11 protein-coding genes are annotated in these 16,781 nt (G+C 65.7%); 6 read left to right on the top strand and 5 right to left on the bottom strand.

Annotated elements, in window-relative coordinates:
- Nucleotides 1-56 precede the first annotated feature (56 nt).
- Nucleotides 57-815: an NRDE family protein gene (locus tag KWG56_RS07800; protein WP_219354351.1), complete on the top strand. Its 759-nt coding sequence runs from the start codon at nucleotides 57-59 to the stop codon at nucleotides 813-815.
- A gap of 6 nt (nucleotides 816-821) precedes the next feature.
- Here the strand turns inward: KWG56_RS07800 and trhA are convergent, their stop codons facing one another.
- The 3 genes from trhA to KWG56_RS07785 form a co-directional block, all read right to left on the bottom strand.
- Nucleotides 822-1,490 (bottom strand): PAQR family membrane homeostasis protein TrhA, encoded by a 669-nt coding sequence (gene trhA / locus KWG56_RS07795; RefSeq protein ID WP_219354350.1) that lies wholly within the window; start codon nucleotides 1,488-1,490, stop codon nucleotides 822-824.
- Nucleotides 1,491-1,602: 112 nt separating this feature from the next.
- The gene (locus tag KWG56_RS07790; protein WP_219354349.1) at nucleotides 1,603-2,988 is read right to left on the bottom strand and encodes a sigma-54-dependent transcriptional regulator; all 1,386 of its coding nucleotides are present in this window, start codon (nucleotides 2,986-2,988) and stop codon (nucleotides 1,603-1,605) included.
- Complete coding sequence (locus KWG56_RS07785) at nucleotides 2,988-4,832, bottom strand: ATP-binding protein (protein WP_219354348.1); 1,845 nt, start codon at nucleotides 4,830-4,832, stop codon at nucleotides 2,988-2,990. Before KWG56_RS07785 ends, KWG56_RS07790 begins: the two co-directional genes overlap by 1 nt.
- A 231-nt stretch (nucleotides 4,833-5,063) precedes the next feature.
- Between KWG56_RS07785 and KWG56_RS07780 the strand changes: the two genes are divergently transcribed.
- The 3 genes from KWG56_RS07780 to KWG56_RS07770 all read left to right on the top strand — a co-directional run bounded on the left by KWG56_RS07780 (nucleotide 5,064) and on the right by KWG56_RS07770 (nucleotide 10,925).
- A complete protein-coding gene (locus KWG56_RS07780) occupies nucleotides 5,064-6,422 on the top strand; it encodes a dicarboxylate/amino acid:cation symporter (RefSeq protein WP_236261362.1) in 1,359 nt (452 codons plus the stop codon).
- A 64-nt stretch (nucleotides 6,423-6,486) separates the two neighbouring features.
- Nucleotides 6,487-9,534 carry a TonB-dependent receptor domain-containing protein gene (locus KWG56_RS07775; RefSeq protein ID WP_219354347.1) on the top strand — a complete coding sequence of 1,016 codons (3,048 nt, stop codon included), beginning with the start codon at nucleotides 6,487-6,489 and terminating at the stop codon, nucleotides 9,532-9,534.
- Nucleotides 9,535-9,554: 20 nt separating this feature from the next.
- Nucleotides 9,555-10,925 (top strand): hypothetical protein, encoded by a 1,371-nt coding sequence (locus KWG56_RS07770; RefSeq protein ID WP_219354346.1) that lies wholly within the window; start codon nucleotides 9,555-9,557, stop codon nucleotides 10,923-10,925.
- A gap of 65 nt (nucleotides 10,926-10,990) precedes the next feature.
- On the opposite strand, the gene KWG56_RS07765 is transcribed toward KWG56_RS07770, so the two are convergent.
- Together KWG56_RS07765 and KWG56_RS07760 are read right to left on the bottom strand one after the other, a co-directional pair.
- Nucleotides 10,991-11,668: a TetR/AcrR family transcriptional regulator gene (locus tag KWG56_RS07765; protein ID WP_219354345.1), complete on the bottom strand. Its 678-nt coding sequence runs from the start codon at nucleotides 11,666-11,668 to the stop codon at nucleotides 10,991-10,993.
- The gene (locus KWG56_RS07760; RefSeq protein ID WP_219354344.1) at nucleotides 11,665-13,188 is read right to left on the bottom strand and encodes a carboxylesterase/lipase family protein; all 1,524 of its coding nucleotides are present in this window, start codon (nucleotides 13,186-13,188) and stop codon (nucleotides 11,665-11,667) included. Before KWG56_RS07760 ends, KWG56_RS07765 begins: the two co-directional genes overlap by 4 nt.
- 195 nt (nucleotides 13,189-13,383) lie before the next feature.
- Here KWG56_RS07760 and KWG56_RS07755 point away from each other — a divergent pair, with 195 nt between their 5' ends.
- Nucleotides 13,384-15,588, top strand: coding sequence for a TonB-dependent receptor (locus KWG56_RS07755; RefSeq protein ID WP_244999690.1), 2,205 nt, complete (start codon nucleotides 13,384-13,386; stop codon nucleotides 15,586-15,588).
- A gap of 161 nt (nucleotides 15,589-15,749) precedes the next feature.
- Complete coding sequence (locus tag KWG56_RS07750; protein ID WP_219354343.1) at nucleotides 15,750-16,724, top strand: GAF domain-containing protein; 975 nt, start codon at nucleotides 15,750-15,752, stop codon at nucleotides 16,722-16,724.
- Nucleotides 16,725-16,781 lie beyond the last annotated feature (57 nt).

Raw genomic sequence — 16,781 nt, 5'->3', positions numbered from 1 at the left:
GCGATCTCAGGCTCGTAAGCCGAGGGGGTGAACGTCCTTGATGAGCGGAGATCGCCATGTGCGTCCTGGCCTTAGCCTGGCGGGCGCATCCGCGCTGGCGTCTGGTGTTGGCGGGAAACCGGGATGAGCTTCATGCCCGGCCTGCCGATCCTCTGGCGCGCTGGGCCGAGGCGGAACACGTCATCGCGGGGCGTGATCGGCTGTCCGGCGGGACATGGTTGGGCGTGTCGGAACAGGGGCGGTTGGCGGTCGTGACCAATCTGCGCGGTTTTGGAGGGCCCAGGACCGATGCCCCGTCACGCGGCCTGCTGCTCAGCGACATGCTGCGCGGAGAGGGTGATTTCACCGATCCGACAGACGCCGAACTGGCGCGTTTCAGCCCCTTCAACCTGATCCGCGTCATTGGCGGCGCGGCGACATTCTGGACCAATCAGCCAGAGCCGCAGCGGCAGGATCTGTCGCCTGGCGTCTATGGCCTGTCGAACGGGCAGTTGGATGAGCCGTGGCCCAAGACGGTGCGGCTGAAGACCATCCTGTCCGACTGGCTGGCGAACAGCGATGACCCCGACGTGCTGATGAATGGCCTGCATGAGGATCGGTTGGAGCAAGAGGGCGTGGTCCCGGCCGAACCATCCGATGCGCCGTGGGAGCCGCGCGTCTCACCGATCTTCATCCGCAATCCGCAATACGGCACGCGGTGCAGCACGTTGGTGATGATCGATGCGCAGGGGCGGGGGCTGATCACGGAACGCCGCTTTGACGCCAGCGGGACCGCGACGGGCCAGACGAGGTTGGAGTTCGCCTTTGTGGTCTGAAACCGCTTAGTGCGAGCCGTTCAGCAGGACCACGCCGACCAGAACGGCGGCCCAGTGGACGCTGGCGGCGGCGACGACGTGGCCATGCCAGATGGCGCGGAAATACTTCAGCCGCTTCTGCACATAGAAGAGCACCCCCGACATATAGACCAAGCCGCCGATGCCGAGCAGCAGCAGGGCCACCCATGAACCGTGGGTCAGCATTGGTTTGAAGGCCAGCAGGACCAGCCAGCTTAGCGCTACATAGATGGCGACCCAGAAGCCGCGCCCCAGGCCCGGCAGGAACAGCTTGCCCAGCGCGCCCAGCGACGCCAGCGTCCAGATGGTCGCCGTCATGGCGATAGCCCAGGCGCCGGTCAGGGTGTGGGTCGTAAAGGGCGTGTAAGAGGCCGCGATCATCAGGAAGATGCCCGCGTGATCCAGCCGACGCATCATTGGCTGCCACGACGGCTTGGCGAAGTTGTAGGCGGTCGAGAAGCCCAGCATGGCCAAGAGCCCGACGGCATAGACGCTGACCGCGGCAATGACGCCGACATCCCCGCGCGCGACCGACAGGCCCAGTAGGACGCCGCCGCCGAACAGGGCGAAACCCAATCCGACCAGATGCACGACCAGATCCGCGATACGCGCGGCGCGGGTCGGATAATGGCTTGGCTGCCCGGCGTTTTGCGCCATGTCGTCGGTCCCGATTTCGGCTCACAGAGCGTCGGGGGCGATCATGCTCCCGATCACTCTGCATCGGGAACATAGCATCGCTTCGTGGCGGGACAACGACAGGCCGGGGTTTCTAATCCAGGCCTGATTTGTCGGGGCCGGTCTTGTCGGCGCCTGATTTCCCAGTGCGGAAGGCGGAGGCCTTCAAGCCGTGGCGGGCCAGTTTGTCGTACAGGGTCTTGCGCGGGATCTTCAGGCGGCGCTGGACCTCGACCATGTCGCCAGACGCGTCGCTGAGGGTGTCGGTCAGGACCTGGGCTTCGAACCGGGCGACACGTTCGATCAGACTGAGGTCCAGCTCTGACTGCGCCGCGTCGACCTGCTCAAGGCCTAGGGCGAAGCGTTGGGCGAAATGGGCCAGTTCACGGATGTTGCCGGGCCAATCGGCTTCCAGCAGGCGCGAACGCACGGCGTCGGTCACCGGCGGCGTATGGGCGCCCGGCGCGGTCGGGGCGCGGGCCAACAGATGCGCGAACAGCAGGGGAATGTCCTCACGCCGCTCCTTCAGCGGCGGCACCCGCAGACGCACGACGTTGAGGCGATAGAACAGGTCTTCGCGCAGGCGGCCTTCCTCGACCGCGCGCGCAGGATCGCTTTTGGCCGAGGCCAGAACGCGCAGGTCCAGAACGCGGGGTTCGTTGGCGCCGATCGGATGGACTTCGCGCTCCTCCAGCACACGCAGCATCTTCACCTGGACCGTCAGGGGCATGCTCTCGACCTCGTCGAGGAACAGCGACCCGTTGTGGGCGCGTTCGACATAACCGACGCGGCGGCGCAGGGCGCCCGCGAAGGCGCCCAGTTCGTGGCCGAACAACTCGCTCTCCACCATGCCGTCGGGCAGGGCGCCGCAGTTGACGGCGACGAAGGGATGCGGCCGACGCCGGCCGCCGTTGTGCAGGGCGCGGGCGACGGCCTCTTTGCCCACGCCGGTGTCGCCCTCGATCAGCACGTCCATGCGGGCGTCGGCGATCTGGGCGATAGTGGCGCGAAGCGAACGGATGGCGCGGCTTTCGCCCAGCAGCGGCAGCTCCACCCCCGCTTCCGACGACAGGGCGGCGAGACGGCGGTTGTCCAGCACCAGCGCCCGCTTCTCCATGGCGCGTTTGAGGCTGTCATGCAGGCGGTCGAAGGCGAAGGGCTTGGCCACGAAATCATAGGCGCCGTCCCGCATGGCGGCGACTGCCTCGGCGATGTCGCCGTGGCCGGTGATCAGGATGACGGGCAGGGCGGGGTCCAGCGCTTGCAGCCGGGTCAGCAGCTGGCGCCCGTCCATGCCGGGCATCCGCAGATCGGTCACCACTACGCCGGGGAAGTCGGCGGTGACGGCTTTCAGCGCGAGGTCGGCGGTGCGGAAGGCCTGAACCTGGAACCCTTCCAGCGACAGACGTTCGTTCAGGGCGTTGCGGAAATCCTCGTCGTCCTCGACCAGGGCGACGGCGGTCAGGCGGGTGAATTCCATCAGGCGGCCTTCAGGGTGATGACGAACTCGGCGCCCGCGGGCGACGGACGCAGGGACAGTTCGCCGCCGAAACTGGCGATGATGTCACGGCAGATGACCAGGCCCAGGCCGAGCCCGTTCGGTTTGCTGGTGACAAAGGGCGTGAACAACTGGTCGCGGATGTCGGCGGGAACGCCGGGGCCGTTGTCGGCGACGATCAGGTCGATCTCGGCGCCCCGATGCAGGATCGACAGGGTGACGACGGGCGCGGGGGTGTCCTCCAGCGCCTCCATCGCATTCTGCATCAGATTGACGATGACCTGCTCCAGCCGGAACCGGTCGCCCATGATCATCAGATTGGCGGGCGGCTTTTCACGCACCAGTCGGACGCCGAGCTGACGCATCCGTCCGCCCAGCAGCAGCAGGGCGCCGTCGATGGCCTGGGGCAACGGCACAGCCTCCAGTCTGGGCTCGGCCTTGCGCGAGAAGGCGCGGAGCTCCTGGGTGATGGCGCCGATCCGGGCGGTCAGGTCGCCGATCTTCTGCAGGGGGCGCGCGGCCTTGGACGCCTGATCCCGCTCCAGATAGGCGGCGGCGGTTTCGGCCTGGGTGCGGATGGCTGCGACGGGCTGGTTGATTTCATGCGCTACGCCCGCCGCGATCTGGCCCAGCGCGGCCAGCTTGCCCGCCTGCACCAGTTCGTCGCGCAGGGCCTCGCGCGCCGCTTCAGCCAGCTGGCGTTCCTCGATCTGGCGGTTCAGGGCCATGTTGGCGTCGCTGAGGTCCTGGGTCCGTTCAGCGATGCGCCGCTCCAGCTCGATGCGGGCGGCCTCGGTCGCGCGTTCACGGGCGACCGCCTGTTGGCGACGGCGCAGCAGCACCCCGCCAACACCAAAGATCAAGGTCAGGATCAAAGCGGTCAGGGCGCGCGCGTTGGCGGTCGCCCTTTCGACGGCGCCGCGGGTCGGCGTCAGCAGATGCAGGGTCCAGCCGGGCGTCGCCGTGCCGGCGCGACTGTGCATCCAGTCGCGCTCCACACCGCCCAGCGGCGCCTTGATCAAGCTGGGGCGGTTGGTGTCGGGCGTGGCGAAGGGCAGGGGCGTCAGGGCTTCGTGGCCCAGGGTCTGATCGGCCAGCGTCAGCTGGCGGCTGGCCAGATCCAGCGGTTTCAGGGTGCGGAACCGCCATTCCGGCACGCTGGTGATCAGGATGACGCCGCCCGGATCGACGACATAGGCGGGTTCGCCTGACGCCGCCCATTCGGCCTCCAACGCATCGAACTCGACCTTGACCACGACAACCCCGACCGGACGTCCGCGGGCGTCATCGACGCGGCGTGACAGATACAGGCCTGGACGACCGCTGACGGTGCCCAGCGCAAAGAACTCGGCCCTGCCGTTGCGCATGGCGCCGATGAAATAGGGACGGAAGCTGTAGTCGGCGCCGACGAAACTGGTCGGCAGGCGCCAGTTGCTGGCGGCGCGGGTCTGGCCCTTGGCGTCGATGACATAGATGACCGCCGCCCGCGTTTGTCGGGCCAGTTCCTCCAGCTTGCGGTTGATAGCCTCAGAAGAAGCGCCGGGCGCGGCGTCCAGCAGTTGGGCGATTTCGGGATCGGTGGCCAGCGCCAACGGCAGCGAGCGGTGCTTCTCCAGTTCGCTGCGCAGGACGGCGGCGTGCAGGGCGGCGGCCGCTTCGGACTGACGGCCCAATTCGGCGCTGGCGTCCCGGCGCGCCGTCGCGCCCGCTAGATAGGCCGCAGCCACGGTGACGATCAGCCAGGTCAGGATCAGCGCGAACCATATCCGCCGCGAGCGGGTGCGCCAGAAGGCGAGGATTCGGAAATCGAAACGACGAAACGGCATGGCGCTAATGTGCGATAATCCGCACAAAACAGCCACATATTTGCGCGGTTTGACGCACATTTGAAATCGAACGGCTGCTGTTACATAGAAAAATCTTTTAAGAAACAATCTCTTGGTGCTGTTTCCGTGACGGCTTGGCGATAGGGTCTGCGCCCCTGAAACTGATCTTCAAGCGCGACACAGATTGCGCGGAGGAAATCGCGAGCCGGGCTCGCTGTCTGGAGCATTCACTTGATCCCCACCGCGTCCGCTGCGTCGGCGACCCCTGTGCGCCGTCCGTTTTATCGTCATCTGTATTTCCAGGTGCTGGTGGCCATCGCCCTGGGCGGGACCATCGGACACTTCTGGCCGACCTTCGGCGAGAGCCTGAAACCGCTGGGTGACGGCTTCATCAAGCTGGTGAAGATGATCATCGCGCCGGTGATCTTCCTGACCATCGTCACCGGCATCGCCGGGATGCGCGACATCGGCCGGGTCGGCCGGGTCGCGGCCAAGGCCTTCGCCTATTTCCTGGTCTTCTCGACCCTTGCGCTGATCATCGGTTTGATCGTCGCCAATCTGGTCAAGCCGGGCCACGGCCTGAACATCGATCCGGCGACCCTGGATAAGGGCGCGGTCGCTCAATACGCCCAGGCGGCGCATGAGAGCACCCTGATCGGCTTCCTGATGGGGGTGATCCCCGACACGGTCGTCAGCGCCTTCTCGACCGGAAACATCCTGCAGGTCCTGTTTGTTTCGGTGCTGTTCGGCCTGGCCTTGGCCATGGTCGGCGATCTGGGCAAGCCGGTTCTGACCTTCCTGGAATCCGCCAGCGCCGCCTTCTTCAAGCTGGTCGGCATTCTGATGAAGGCCGCGCCCATCGGGGCGTTCGGCGCCTTCGCCTTCACCATCGGCGCCTATGGGATCGCCTCGGTCGCCAATCTGTTTGCGCTGATCGCCACCTTCTATCTGACCGCCATCATCTTCGTGGTCGGCGTGCTGGGGCTGGTCGCCATCGCCAACGGCTTCAACATCCTGAAGCTGATCCGCTACCTGAAGGAAGAACTGCTGCTGGTGCTGGGCACCTCGTCCTCGGAAGCGGCGCTGCCCAGCCTGATCTCCAAGATGGAGCGGGCGGGCGCGTCCAAGTCTGTCGTCGGTCTGGTGGTCCCCACCGGCTATTCGTTCAATCTGGACGGCACCAACATCTATATGACGATGGCGGCCCTGTTCATCGCCCAGGCGCTGAACATCGACCTGAGCCTGCAGGACCAGATCCTGCTGCTGCTGGTGGCCATGCTGTCGTCCAAGGGTGCGGCCGGCATCACGGGCGCGGGCTTCATCACCCTGGCGGCGACCCTGTCGGTGGTCCCCAGCGTGCCGGTCGCCGGCATGGCGCTGATCCTGGGCATCGACCGCTTCATGAGCGAGTGCCGGGCCCTGACCAACTTCATCGGCAACGCCGTGGCCACCATCGTGGTCGCGCGCTGGGAAGGCGAACTGGACCGTGACGCGCTGAAGGCTGCGCTGAACGGCGCGCCCACGCCCATCGCCGCACAACCCGATCCGGCCGCTGGGCCGGGCGACCCGACTGTCCTCGCAGACGACTGATCTGCCGGACGCATCTTGAGAGGGGGGACCGTCGATCAACGACGGCCCAAGAGGAGGAACAGGAATGAACAGACACTCGAAATTCGCTCTGTTGGCGACCACGGCTTCGGCTGTGACGCTGATGGCCGCTGGCGGCGCCTGGGCGCAGGCCGAACCGATCGCCGCGGAGCAAGCCGCCCAGGTCGATGACATTGTCGTCGTCGGCACCAACATCCGCGGCGCCCGCACAACGGCGGCCCTGCCGGTGGTGGTCGCCGACCGTGAGCAGATCGAGGCCACTGGCGCCTCCACCGGCGACGAACTGCTGCGCACTATCCCGCAGATGGGCGATGTCCAGTTCGACAGCTCCAGCGGCGCCCAGACCTCCAACTCGGCGCGCGGCGACGTGAACTCGGTCAATCTGCGCTCGCTGGGCGTGGGCAACACCCTGGTGCTGCTGAACGGTCGCCGGGTGGTGCAGCACCCGACCAGCCAGGGCACGTCCGACACCGGCACCGTGCCGGTGCTGAGCTACAACTCCAACGCCATCCCGGTTGCTGGCCTGGAGCGTCTGGAAGTCCTGCTGGACGGCGCGGCCGCCATCTATGGCGCGGATGCTGTGGCCGGCGTGGTCAACACTGTGCTGCGCGATAACATCGACGGCCTGTCGATCAGCGCCCGTTATGGCGGCGCAGAAGGCACGCAGATGCGCGACTTCGAAACCAACCTGTTCGCGGGCAAGAACTTCGACCGCGGCAATGTCTCGATCTTCGCCAACTACGCTTCGCGATCCGCGCTGTGGGCGTCGGATCAGGACTTCACCCGTTCTGACGATCTGCGTGACCTGTTCTCGGGCTATCCGGATTTCGCTGGCGTTCAGTCCCTGAACGGTCGGTCATCGCACACCCCTTGGGCCCGTCTGTCTGTCGGGTCGCGCGCAGTGATCCGCTCCAACGGCGTGGCCGTGACCAATGCGGCGGGCGCCTTCCGCTACCAGCCGACCAGCTTCGGCTGCGGCGTCAGCGTCGGCAACGACATCTGCATCGCCAGCGGCAACCATAACTTCAACACGACCAACCGCGACATGCGTTACGACACCCGGCACGACACAACGGTGCGTCCGTCGGTTGAACGGATGAACGTCTTCCTGACGGGGCGTTACGACATCACCCCGGACGTCGAGGCCTTTGGCGAGATCGGTTATTACAGCGCCAGCAGCCGCGCTGTGCAGCCGCCGGTAGTCAACCTGAACCAGATCTGGATCCCGTCCAGCAACTATTACAACCCGTTCGGTCCCGTGACCTTCGCCGACGGCACGCTGAACCCCAACCGTCTGCCGGGCCTGACCGGCGTGCCGACGGGCGGTCTGCCTGTCCTGATGACCAATTACCGCTTCGTCGACACGGGTTTCCAGGTGGTCAAGGTCGACAACTATCAGGCTCGCCTGCTGGGCGGTCTGCGGGGCGAATGGCGCGGGTTCAACTGGGAGTCGGCGCTGCTCTATTCGGAAGCTAAGGCCACCGACAGCTCGCCCAACATCAACATGACGGCCCTGCAGAAGCAGTTGGCCCTGTCCACGCCGGACGCCTACAATCCGTTCAGCGGCGGCTGCGTCGGCACGCCCAGCTATGGCGACTGCTCGCCCAGTTCACAGGCTGCAATCGACGCCATCGTCTTCGACATGCGCCGCGTGTCCAAGACGACTCTGAGTATGGTGGACTTCAAGCTGTCGCGCGGCGACCTGTTCAACGTGCCTGCCGGTCAGGTGGGCATGGCCTTCGGGCTTGAGGCGCGTCGCGAAACCCAGAGCGACGACCGCGACGAGAACGTGGACGGCACCTACACCTTCACCGACATGGTGACGGGCGAAAAGAACCCGTCGAACGTCTCGGCCGTCAGCCCCAACCCGGACACCAAGGGCAGCCGCAACGTCTTCTCGACCTATATCGAGTTCGCCGTGCCGGTGATCTCGCCCGAGATGAACATCCCGCTGGTCCAGCGCGTCGATCTGCAGCTGGCCGGGCGTTACGAGCACTATTCGGACTTCGGTTCGGTGGCCAAGCCCAAGATCGCCGCCGCCTGGGACGTGATCGATGGCGTGCGGGTTCGCGGGTCGTACTCGCAAGGCTTCCGTGCGCCGAACCTGGAACAGACCAACGCCACCGAATACGGCCGTCTGGCCAGCGGCGTGGACTACGTGCGCTGTGAAGCCGACCTGCGCGCGGGCCGCATCACCAACTTCGCCCAGTGCTCGCAGAACACCTCAGGGGTGTCGCTGCTGGTTGCGGGTAACCCGGACCTGGAGCCGGAAGAGAGCACCAACACCTCGTACGGGCTGGTGCTGCAGCCGCACTTCATTCCGTCGCGCTTCGGCACGTTCACCTTCACCATCGACCGCTGGCGGATCGAGCAGGAGAAGATCGTCGGCCTGCTGGGCGCCCAGACGGCGCTGGCGCTGGATTACCTGTACCGCATGCAGGGTCAGACCAATACGCTGGTGAACCGTCGCGCGCCGACGCCGGAAGACATCCTGCTGTTCGACGGTACGGGTCTGGCGCCTGCGGGGGATGTGGTTTCGATCAACGACCGCTTCATCAACCTGCAGCCGCAGACGGTTTCGGGGCTGGACCTGGCGATGAACTGGTCCCTGCGCCGCACGCGCTACGGCTCCTTCACCGTCAATGTGAACGCCTCCAAGCTGGAGCAATTCACGCGTGATCCGGGCGACATCGTCAATGAACTGTATGCCGCGCGCGAAAGCGGCGCGATCAACGCCGGCACCACCCTGCCAGACCCGACGCAACTGATCGGTCAGAACGGACGTCCCGAATGGCGGGTCAACGCCAGCCTGACCTGGCGCAAGGGGCCGTGGCGTGCGGGCGCGTCCAGCCAGTATGTCAGCGGCTTCGACCAGCCCGGCCTGCTGGGGACCTCGGGTTCACCGTGGGAGGTTGATGGCCGTCAGACGATCAACGGCTATGTCGACTATGCCTTCCCGGATGAAACCCGCGTCCGTCTGGGCGCGCGCGACCTGACCAACGAAGGTCCGCCGCTGGCCGACAACGGCTATCGCGGCACGGTCCACAGCCCATGGGGCCGCTACTGGTACGTCAACGTCTCCAAGACGTTCTGACCCAAGGATAGGAGACGGCGATGACGGTTCGACACGATTGGCTTCGTTTGGCGGTTCTGGGGGCGGCGTTTGTATTCGCCCCCGGTGCAGCCTTCGCCCAGAGTACAGCCCCGCAGCGTATCGCGGGCCAGGGCGACGCGATCCCGACAGCGTCGACCGCGCCGTCGCCTGCCGAGGCCGCCTGTCCTGACACGCTGCCGCAAGGCACGCGTTGCTGGTCGGGGCAGGCGGCCAAGGGCGGCTTCTACTGGATCGCCGTGCCGCAGAACTGGAACGGCACGCTGATCGTCCACGCGCACGGCGGGCCACGCACGAGCGCGCCCAGGATCGACGATCCGCTTGAGGACCTGAACCGCTTCTCCATGACGGTGAAGGAGGGCTTCGCCTGGGCGGGCTCCACCTATCGCAGGGGCGGTTACGGCGTGCGTATGGCGGCCGAAGACACCAATGATCTGCGCCAGCTGTTCTGGGATCAGTTCGGTCGTCCGCGCCGCACCCTGCTGCACGGGCAGTCGTGGGGCGGAAACGTCGCCGCCAAGGCCGCCGAACTCTACGCTCGCGACGCCGAGGGCAAGGTGGTCTGGGACGGCGTCGTCCTGACCAGCGGCGTGCTGGCGGGCGGGACGCACGCCTACGGCTTCCGCGCCGATCTGCGCGCGGTCTATCAGCATTATTGCAACAACCATCCTCAGCCTAACGAGCCGCAGTATCCGCTGTGGCAGGGTCTGCCGGAAGGTTCACGCCTGACGCGCGCCCAATTGGCGGAGCGGGTTAAAACCTGCACCGGCGTCGGCCTGCCGCAGGCCCAGCGTTCAGTGATCCAGAAACGCAATCTGGCCGATATTCTGGCGGTCACGGGCGTTGAGGAGGATCAACTGGTCGGGCACCTGGCATGGGGCACCTTCCTGTTCCGTGACATGGTTCAGCGTCGGCTGGGCGGCCTCAATCCCTTCTCGAACGCGGGCACCGTCTATGCCGGATCGCATGATGATGCGGCGCTGAATGCGGGCGTTCAGAGGTTCTCGGCTGATCCGATGGCGCTGGCGCGGCTGGGTTATGACGCCGACCTGTCGGGCATGATCGTGGCCCCGACCCTGACCATTCACGGCAAATACGACCCCACCGCCTTTGTCTGGCATGAAGCGGTCTATCGCGATCATGTCGCCGCCGCCGGCCGGTCCGATCTGCTGGTCCAGACCTTCACGAACGAGACCAGCCACAGCGCGCTGCATGCGCCGGAATATGTGGCGATTTTCGAAGCCATGATGGATTGGGTCGACAACGACAATAAGCCCAGCCCGGCGTCTGTCGCCACCCTCTGCGAAGCCGCCAAGGGGCGTTATGATCAGGCCTGCGCCTTCGATGTCGATTTCGTCCCGGCGGCGCCGTAACCGCCCACATGGACTGAGTGATCCCAAAAGCGAGGGGCGTTCTGCGGGACGCCCCTCGTTTGCATTCAGGTGCGGCGCATGGCCTCGAACCCGCCGGTGAAGATGGTTTCCATCGCATCGCAGATGGCGACCATTTCGGATGACTTGCACAGGCCGCCCGACAGGGTGTCGATCCGGCCCGTCTGCGCCAACGACAAGGTCAACGAGCCGGACAGCAGGTGATAGAACCAGTAGATCTGACGATCCGGCGTCTCTGGCGAAATGCGCTGAAGCACGCCGATGAAACGGTGGATCACCGGGTCAAAATGCTGGTGCATGGTGTCGCCGCCCCAGACCGGGGTGTTGTTCACCTGGGCCACAAGGGCGGCATAGTTCAGCCAGCTTGGATCCCCGTCGAACAGCACGAACAGCGGACGCAGGAAGGCGTCGATGGCTCCGCGAATGGTCATGTCGTCGCCGAACTCGGCCTCATACCGATCCAGACTGTCCAGACGCGCTCGGTTCACCACCTCTGCGCGCCGTCCGAAAACGGTCGAGAACAGCCGGTTCTTGTCGTCGAAATAATAGTGGAGCAGGGCCGTATCGACGCCAGCCTCCTTGGCTACGGCCTTCAGGGTCACGCCGTGAAGACCGTCGCGCGCAAACAGGGCCTCTGCGGCGTCCAGGATACGGGCGGTGGTTTCCTCGCGACGTTGAGCCTTGGGCTTGGAGGTCGGTTTTGCGCGGGGCTTGGCGGTTGTCATCGCGGCATCTTAGCCGAGAAAACCAGACGCAGGCGATCACGTGCGCGCAACAGCAGTATCAGCACCTTGGCTTTGCGCAGATGGTGGTCCAGCGACGTCTTCCACCAACCGCGCTTCACCTCGCCCCCCGGCGTGGCGTTGAACACCATCCAGGCGTCCTTGACGGGATTATAGGCAGGCCAGTCGGCGCCGGGCGCGCCGGTTTTGGCGAAGGCGACCCAGCGGGCGTGCATGGCCGCGCTGACGGCGCGGTCGGCGTCGGTGGCGGGCGGCGAGTCGTCGGGGCGCTGGTCCAGCGTCTCGAACACATGGAAGATTTCGGCGGCGTGGGCGGCGCGCTTCACCGTGGCGCGGCGGGCTTCCTCCACATAGTCAAAGGCGTAGAGCCAGGCCTTGGACTTGCGCGGACGGGCGGCGATCCAGCGGGCGGGGGCGGCGAAACCAAAGTCGCGGAAGCCCAGACGCACCAGTTCGTCCTTGTCGCCCCCGGCCTCGGGATAGACGGCAGACAGTTTGTCGGTCGGCTTGATGATCTGGCCGAACCGTTTCAACCCGCCGCCGTAGTTCAGCAGGGAATCCTCGCCGGAGTTGGCGCCGATCATCATCGGTACATCGGCGAAGTCGCCGCGTGCAAAGGCGCTGACCGGATCGCGGTCCAGCAGGCGACCGTCGATGACAGGATTGAAGGCCCCTTCGACGGCCATCAGTTGCTTGGGCTCAACGGCGCGCAGAGCGGCGGCGTCCGGATTGGTCAAACCTAGCGCCGTCGCGGCCGCAACGCCGCGTTCCAGTGCTGTTTTCAACGGCGTCGCAGGCAGCCAGCCGCCGCCCGATTGGACGATGGTCTTGTGGAACAGACCGCGTGCGCGCTTGGCGGTCATCAGAGCCAGGATGTCCAGGCCGCCCGCTGATTCACCGAATAGGGTGATGTTCGTCGGATCGCCACCGAACGCGGCGATATTGTCGCGCACCCATTCCAGGGCTGCGATCTGGTCCAGCAGACCCTGCTGACCCAGGGGTTCGTGCGCAGGCGCCTCGGACGCCAGCGCCGGGTGGGCGAAGAAGCCCAGATGGCCCAGGCGGTAGTTGACGCTGACCAGCAGCACGCCGTCCCGAGCGAAGGCCGAGCCGTCATAGAAGGGCAGGGAGCCTGCGCCCATCCGGTTAGAGCCGCCGTGCAGCCAGACCATGACAGGCACGGGCGCGGCGGAATCGGCGGGAGACCAGATGTTCAGCGTCAGACTGTCTTCGCTGGTCGGTTCCGGCGCGCCGCCGATGGAGACGATGTCGGACACGTCCGTGGGTCCAGCCTGGGGCGGCGCCAGTCCGAACTCGGCCGCCTCACGCACGCCTTCCCATTTCGGGTGCGGCTGGGTCGCACGCCAGCGCAGATCACCAACCGGCGCGGCGGCGTAGGGGATGCCGCGAAACACATTCGCCGAACCTTCGCGACGGCCACGCAGGTCGCCGGATGGGGTGGTCACGACAGGATGAGTCGTGGCGTCGTTGATCTGATTCATTGTCCGTCCCTTGGGCGATCTGCGTCGCATTCGTTCATTTCAGAATGAACAACCGTCCTGCTTCTGTCGAGCCGTTTCACGGTTCGTCATTCATGAAGGAATGAATGATGTTGACAGCAGGGCCATTCACAGACCACCGTAGGGCCCAACACATACCAGCGGCGACTGAACGACCGCGCGTGGAGAGGAACGAGAATGGGATACACCAGACATCTGCGTCTGGCGCTGATGACTAGCGTCTTCATCGCAGCCCCGCTGTTCGCAGCGCCCGCCTTCGCTCAGCAGAACTCTGCTGAACAGGCCGCCAATGTGGACGACATCGTCGTCACCGCGCGCCGTCGCGAAGAAACCCTGAAAGACGTGCCCGTCGCCGTCACCGCCGTGACCAGCGAGCGTCTGGAACAGACCGGCGCCGCCGACATCACCACCCTGCAGCAGCAGACCCCGAACGCCACCGTTCAGGTCGCACGCGGATCAAACTCAACCCTGACCTCGTTTATTCGCGGCGTCGGCCAGCAGGACCCCCTGTGGGGCTTTGAGCCCGGCGTGGGCCTCTATATCGACGACGTCTATGTCGCCCGTCCTCAGGGTGCGGTTCTGGACGTCTTCGACATCGCGCGTCTGGAAGTCCTGCGTGGACCGCAGGGCACCCTGTACGGCCGCAACACCATCGGCGGCGCGATCAAATATGTGACCAAGCGCCTGTCGCAGGAACAGGAAGCCACGCTGAAGGCCGCCTACGGCAGCTATAACCAGATCGACCTGATCGCCTCGGGCTCGACGCCCCTGAACGACACCCTGCGCATCGGCGGCGCCATCGCCCGCTACACGCGTGACGGCTACGGCACCAACCTGAACACCGGCGCCGAACACTACGATAAGGATGTCACGGCTGCACGCGCCAGCGTCGAGTGGACGCCGAACGACAGTCTGTTCTTCCGTTTGGCCGGTGACCTGACCGAAGACAACTCCAACGCCCGCCACGGCTCGCGCATGTTGGCGCCGACGCTGGACAATGTTTACGACACCCGCGCTGGAATTGGCGATGAAGGCTATGTCCGGACGCGCGGTCTGTCGCTGACCGGTGAATGGACCGTCTCTGACGCCATCACCCTGAAGTCGATCACCGCCTATCGTGACGGCGACACCAAGGGCGACGGCATCGATTTCGACGGTCTGCCGCAGCCGATCCTCGACATCCCCGGCTACTACGGCGACAGCCAGTTCACCCAGGAATTCCAGGTCCTGTTCCAGGGTTCGCGCTGGCAGGGCGTCGCGGGCGTCTTCTACATGGACGCCATGGCCAAGGGCGCATTTGACACGGTCGTCGGCAATGCGGGCATCACGACCTATACGGGTGGCAAGGTCGACACCAAGAGCTTCGCGGTCTTCGCGGATTTCAACTATGATGTGACGGATCAGTTGTCGGTGTCGCTGGGCGGCCGCTGGACTCAGGACAAGAAGAGCGTCACGCAACTGCGCCAAGTCTACCTCGGTCTGCGCAGCCCGTACTTCCACAACCCGAACGCCATTCCGGTTGGTGCGCCGTCGACGAACTACAGCAACTCGGACACCTATTCGGAGTTCACGCCGCGGGTCAGCGCCAGCTACAAGTTCACGCCTGAACTGACCGGCTATGCCTCATACGGTCGCGGCTTCAAGTCGGGCGGCTTCGATATGCGCGGCGACGCCTCGCTGTATCCGGAAACGGTCAATGGCTATCAGCCGGAACTGGTCGACACCTATGAAATCGGCCTGAAGGGTTCGTTGCTGGACCGCCGGGTCAACTTTGCGACCGCCTTCTTCAAGTCGGACTACAAGAACCAGCAGATCACGTCGCAATTCTTTATTCCTCCGACCTCGGTCGTCAGCTTCGTCGACAATGCGGGCTCCAGCGAAATCTGGGGTTGGGAGCTGGAAGCCAGCGCGCGGATCACCAACAACTTCGTGCCGCGTCTGACGCTGGGTTACCTGGACGCCAAGTTCAACGACTTCGTCACGTTCAACCCGCTGACGGGCAAACGCGAGAACCTGGCCGATCAGCGGCACTTCCAGAACACGCCGGATTGGACCGGCGCGGTCGCGCTGCCCTACAGCATAGACCTGGGCGCCCGGGGCTCGCTGGTCTTCACGCCGACCGCTTCTTACCGTGGCGCGACCCAGATGTTCGAGACGCCGATCCCGATCCTCGATCAGGGCGCCTACTGGCTCTACGACGCCACCCTGCTGTGGACTGCGCCGGACAGCCGCTACCGCGTCAGCCTGGCGGGCCGCAACCTGAGCGACGAGCGTTATCGCGCGGGCGGCTACAACTTCCCGGGTGCGCTGACGGGCGATTCCGTCGTCGCCTTCTATGGCGCGCCGCGCACCGTCACCCTGACGCTGACGGCCTCGTTCTAAGTCGAGTGAATACAAAGGGGAGGGGCTTTGCTCCCCCCTGGAACGCCCGCCCTTACAGGCGGGCGTTTTGCGTTTGGGCCACGGGTGTCGCCGAAGGTCGCATTGACGTTCGGCGCATCGGCGCGTCTGATGATGACCGCATACAACGCCTGGGAGACACCATGGGCGAGCGGCCAGGAAGCGATCACAGGCGCCTGATCAAACAGGCGCTGGACGACGGCACGGGACCGGCCCGGTCTGCGCTGGCGGCGTCCTGGCGTCGGTCCATGTCACTTTACGGACTGGACCCCGAAGATCGCGGACGCGCCGAAAGCCTGACCGAGCAGCAACTTCGTGAAGCCCGTCAGGCGATGGAGCCGATGACGCTGGCGGCGCAGGGCGTGCTCGACCGGCTGTTCCTTGCGGTCGGCGATACGGGTTGCTGCGTTCTGTTGACCAATGCCGACGGCGTGCCCATCGAGCGACGCGGGGCGGCGGCGGACGATGAAATGTTCCAGCGCTGGGGCCTGTGGCCCGGCGCAGTCTGGTCCGAGGCGGTCGAGGGCACCAACGGCATCGGCACGGCGCTGGCCGAACACCGTCCCCTGACCATTCATCGCGACCAGCATTTCCACACCCGCAACACGGCGCTGAGTTGCACCAGCCATCCGATCCACGATCCGATGGGACGGCTGGCGGGTCTGCTGGATGTGTCGTCGTGCCGGGCGGACGCGACCGAGGCGATGCTGGGGTTGATCGCCGCCGCCGTCGCCGACGCTGCTCGGGCCATCGAGGCGCAGGCCTTCCGGCAGGCGTTCGCGGACGCCCGGATCGTGCTGGCCGGCGATCCGATGGAGCGGAACGCGGCCGCCCTGCTGGCGGTGGATCGCGATGATCTGGTGGTGGGCGCCACGCGGGCGGCGCGTTTGACCCTGTCGATCACCGACGAGCGGATCGCCAATCAGCTGGCGGCGTCCGAGGTTCTGGGCGGCGGCGGCGTGGAGGCTGACCTTCTGGAGGCCGAGCGCGGCGCGGTGCGTCGCGCGCTGGCGCTGAACGGCGGAAATGTTTCGGCGGCGGCGCGGGCCCTGGGCGTCAGCCGCGCGACCCTGCACCGCAAGCTGCATCGGCTGGGTCTGAGCGGCGAGCCTCACTGACCGCGACCTGTCGCACTCCTGCGACAGGTTTGCGCTGCACCATCATCCGGCCATCTG

Source organism: Brevundimonas nasdae, from assembly GCF_019395145.1.
GTDB lineage: Bacteria > Pseudomonadota > Alphaproteobacteria > Caulobacterales > Caulobacteraceae > Brevundimonas > Brevundimonas nasdae.
Note: the sequence above shows the minus strand (reverse complement) of the source record. Positions and strands in the feature narration are given on the sequence as shown.

Excerpts from the sequence above, each read along its gene's own strand:
- KWG56_RS07760 (WP_219354344.1), bottom strand. The coding sequence starts at position 13,188 with ATGAATCAGATCAACGACGCCACGACTCATCCTGTCGTGACCACCCCA.
- KWG56_RS07755 (WP_244999690.1), top strand. The coding sequence starts at position 13,384 with ATGGGATACACCAGACATCTGCGTCTGGCGCTGATGACTAGCGTCTTC.
- trhA (WP_219354350.1), bottom strand. The coding sequence starts at position 1,490 with ATGGCGCAAAACGCCGGGCAGCCAAGCCATTATCCGACCCGCGCCGCG.
- KWG56_RS07800 (WP_219354351.1), top strand. The coding sequence starts at position 57 with ATGTGCGTCCTGGCCTTAGCCTGGCGGGCGCATCCGCGCTGGCGTCTG.
- KWG56_RS07770 (WP_219354346.1), top strand. The coding sequence starts at position 9,555 with ATGACGGTTCGACACGATTGGCTTCGTTTGGCGGTTCTGGGGGCGGCG.
- KWG56_RS07785 (WP_219354348.1), bottom strand. The coding sequence starts at position 4,832 with ATGCCGTTTCGTCGTTTCGATTTCCGAATCCTCGCCTTCTGGCGCACC.
- KWG56_RS07775 (WP_219354347.1), top strand. The coding sequence starts at position 6,487 with ATGAACAGACACTCGAAATTCGCTCTGTTGGCGACCACGGCTTCGGCT.
- KWG56_RS07790 (WP_219354349.1), bottom strand. The coding sequence starts at position 2,988 with ATGGAATTCACCCGCCTGACCGCCGTCGCCCTGGTCGAGGACGACGAG.
- KWG56_RS07765 (WP_219354345.1), bottom strand. The coding sequence starts at position 11,668 with ATGACAACCGCCAAGCCCCGCGCAAAACCGACCTCCAAGCCCAAGGCT.
- KWG56_RS07750 (WP_219354343.1), top strand. The coding sequence starts at position 15,750 with ATGGGCGAGCGGCCAGGAAGCGATCACAGGCGCCTGATCAAACAGGCG.